At 61.7% G+C, this 3,313-nt stretch carries 4 protein-coding genes; 2 read left to right on the top strand and 2 right to left on the bottom strand.

Annotation, left to right across the window (positions count from 1 at the left end; all coding sequences use genetic code 11):
• Window positions 1-8: 8 nt before the first annotated feature.
• Entirely contained in the window at window positions 9-1,505 is a 1,497-nt protein-coding gene (locus ENZ74_RS26330) for a sugar ABC transporter ATP-binding protein (RefSeq protein WP_063168529.1), read from the top strand.
• A 219-nt stretch (window positions 1,506-1,724) separates the two neighbouring features.
• Window positions 1,725-2,132: a carboxymuconolactone decarboxylase family protein gene (locus tag ENZ74_RS26335; RefSeq protein ID WP_063168528.1), complete on the top strand. Its 408-nt coding sequence runs from the start codon at window positions 1,725-1,727 to the stop codon at window positions 2,130-2,132.
• A 4-nt stretch (window positions 2,133-2,136) separates the two neighbouring features.
• On the opposite strand, the gene ENZ74_RS26340 is transcribed toward ENZ74_RS26335, so the two are convergent.
• Together ENZ74_RS26340 and ENZ74_RS26345 are read right to left on the bottom strand one after the other, a co-directional pair.
• The gene (locus ENZ74_RS26340) at window positions 2,137-3,024 is read right to left on the bottom strand and encodes an amidohydrolase (RefSeq protein WP_063170273.1); all 888 of its coding nucleotides are present in this window, start codon (window positions 3,022-3,024) and stop codon (window positions 2,137-2,139) included.
• On the bottom strand, window positions 3,024-3,313 hold a 290-nt coding region (locus ENZ74_RS26345), incomplete at its 5' end, for a VWA domain-containing protein (protein WP_127313088.1). The genes ENZ74_RS26345 and ENZ74_RS26340, both read right to left, overlap by 1 nt.

Raw genomic sequence — 3,313 nt, forward strand, 5'->3', positions numbered from 1 at the left:
GGTTTTTGATGGAACCGATCGTTCGGCTGGAAAACGTCACCAAGAATTATCGTGGCGTGCCTGCGGTGAAGAACGTCAGCTTCGAATTGCGCAAGGGCGAGATCCATGCGCTGCTCGGCGAGAACGGCGCGGGCAAATCGACGCTGACCAAGATCATCGCCGGTGTGGTCGATGCCACTTCGGGCAAGATGTTCCACAATGGGCAAGAGATCGCCTACGCCTCGCCGCACGCAGCGCTTGAAGCCGGCATCGCCATGGTGTTCCAGGAGACCAGCCTGGTGCCGTCGATGACGGTGGCGCAGAACCTTTATCTCGGCACCGAAAAGTTCCTCAACCGGCTGCGCGGCACCTACATTTCAGCGCAGCAGTTCCTGCAGTCGCTGAATTTTCCGGTCGACCCCAACGCCATGGTGGCAACGTTGGGCGCCGCCAAGCGGCAGATGGTCGAGATCGCGCGCGCCGTCCACCACAATGCCGAGATCATCATCTTCGACGAGCCGACGGCGACGCTGACGCCGGAGGAGAAGCGGCACTTCTTCGCGCTGATCCGCCGGCTGAAGGCGGGCGGCGTCTCGATCGTCTTCATCAGCCATGCGCTGGAAGAGGCGCTCGATATCGCCGACCGCATCACCATCCTGCGCGACGGCGAGCTGGTCATTACCGACGACACATCCGCCTTCGACCGCGACAGGATCGTTTCCGCCATGGTCGGGCGCACGCTATCGGGACAGATCTACCGCCAGCGCGACGAAGCGAAGCTGCGCAAGGCGGGCAAGAAAGTGCTGTCGGTGCAGGACATTTCGATGAGCAATGTCGTGCGCAACACCTCTTTTTCGATCTTCGAGGGCCAGATCACCGGCGTGTTTGGGCTGATCGGCTCCGGCCGCACCGAGACATTCAAGATCGTCTCAGGCATCTACAAACGGGATTTCCTGCGCGGGGGCGCGATTGAACTCGATGACAGACCGGTGCGCTATCTCGTGCCGAGCGAAGCGGTGGCCGACGGCATCGTCTATGTCACCGAGGACCGCAAGAGCGAAGGCATCTTCGAGACGATGGGCATTGCCGAAAACCTGTTCGGCGGACTGCTGGCGGCGGGCCGCGAAAAGGCCTGGGTGATCAACACGCAGGAGATGCGCGCGCTCTCGGCCGAATGGACGAAGACGCTGAACATCAAGGCAATCAACGACAATGCGCGCGTCGTCGAGCTGTCAGGCGGCAACCAGCAGAAGGTGGTGATCGGCAAGGGGCTGGTGCAGAAGCCGCGCATCGTCATCTTCGACGAGCCGACACGTGGCGTCGATGTCGGCGCGATCGCCGAGATCCACCAGATCATCAACCGGCTGGCCGATGAGGGGCTGGCCGTCGTCGTCATCTCGTCCTACCTGCCGGAGATCATGAACCTGTCCGACCGCATCCTGGTCTGCCGCCAGGGCCGCATCGTCGAGGAGTTTTCGCCGGCGGAGGCCACGGAGGAGAAGATCATGTACGCGGCCGTGCATTAGATTCAGGTGAGGCCGGCCTGCAAATGGCGGTTTCCTGCGCTTCCGGTTCTCACGTACGAAAAGTACGCTCCGCTCCGGTTCTCGGAACCCACCATTTTCGACTCGGCCTGACCTGAATCTAGACGCCGGCGCTGGAAAAGTGAATCGGACGAGTGGATTGGCCGCAATTGCTCAAGACCTGATTCAATTCACGCAACGATCCAACGAAGGAAAAACCCCATGGCCACCACAAAACTCCTCAGCGATGCCGAGGTCGAAAAGATTCCCGCCGTGAAAGCCGTGTTCGAAGACATCCGCGCGACGCGCAAATCTGATTTCGTCAACAATTTCTGGCGCGGGCTGGCCAATGATCCTCCGGCGCTGAAGCGGATCTGGGAACAGTTGAAGGTGGTGATGGTCGCCGACAGCGCCATCGATCCGCTGACCAAGGAGATGATCTACATCGCGGTGTCGACCGCCAATGGCTGCTCCTACTGCGTCCACTCGCACACGGCGGCAGCCCGCGCCAAGGGCATGACCGATGCGCAGCATGGCGAACTGGTGTCGATCATCGGGCTCGCCGGCCAGACCAACCATCTGGTGACGGCGATGCAGATTCCAGTCGATCCGCAGTTCGAGGTGAAGTGAGGCGTCACACCGGCCGGTAAACCTTCTCCGCCGTGTTCCAGAAGATATCCGCCTCGGCCACCGCACCATGCTTGGCCACCGCGTCGCGGTGCGCCTTGATCAGCTCAGCGTGGCTGGTCCACAGCTTCTCGATCGGGAAGTTCGAGCCGAACATCAGATGGTCGGCGCCCAGGATATCGATCGCGTTGTCTACGACATAGGCGATCAGCAGGGGATCGTTGCGGTGGACGAAGGTGCCGAGGCCCGACAGCTTGGCGTAAAGATTGGGCGCCGCCGACAGCGTTTGCAGGCCTGCCTTCCAGGCCTCGGTGGTTTCCGGTTCCATGCCGGTCAGCATGCCTGCATGGGTGAGGATGAAATTCGTTTCGGGGTTCTCGCCGACCAGCGTCAGGCCGTCCTTCATCTGGGCGGGGAAGAGCTGCAGGTCGAAGGACAGGCCATAATCCTTGAGCCGCGCCACATTGGCGCGCACTTTCGGGTCGATCACCTGATCGGCGGAGGCGGCGAAGCGGAAGGCCGGGGTCTCGTGCCAGTGCAACTGCATGCGCAGGCCGCGCAGCAGCTTGTATTTCATCAAGCGATCGATCTGAGGCCTGATATCGTCGACGGTCATGTCGGTGTAGCCGACGATGGCATGCGGCCAGCCGGTTTCGTCGGACGTCTTCTGCAGGAAAGCGACTTCCTTCTCGAAATCCTCCTTGGCCCAGTTGGTCTGGACGTAGACGGCCTTCTCGACGCCTGAATCCCTCTGGTCTTCGAGAAATTCCTCGATCGGATAGTCGCGCCGGATCGGTTCGTAGGGGCCGAAGATGCGCGGCACCATCGGTCCGACCAGCCATGGCTGATCCTGTTGGCGCCAGATGTGAAAATGTGCGTCGATGGTTTTCTGCATCATGAAACCCTCTTCCAGATTGTCGCCGCCGCCGGAGCAGGGCGGGCGAGCGACAGGATGAAATCGGTGAGACCGGCAAGCGACGAGCCGTCGACGAGATCGTCGAGGTCAGGCAGGATGGCGCGAAGTGCCGCCGTTGCCGGCCGGAAGCGCGGGTCGCCGGCCAAAGGTGTGGCCAGCGACAGCCGGAAGGCGCGGGCGCTCAGCCGCCGCATGGCTGTCTCCAACTCGGCATGATCGCCGCGTTCCAGCGCGTCGGATAGGATGACGATAGCGGCACCGCGTGCAA

Source organism: Mesorhizobium sp. M7A.F.Ca.CA.002.15.2.1 (assembly GCF_003998715.1).
Taxonomy (GTDB): domain Bacteria; phylum Pseudomonadota; class Alphaproteobacteria; order Rhizobiales; family Rhizobiaceae; genus Mesorhizobium; species Mesorhizobium ciceri.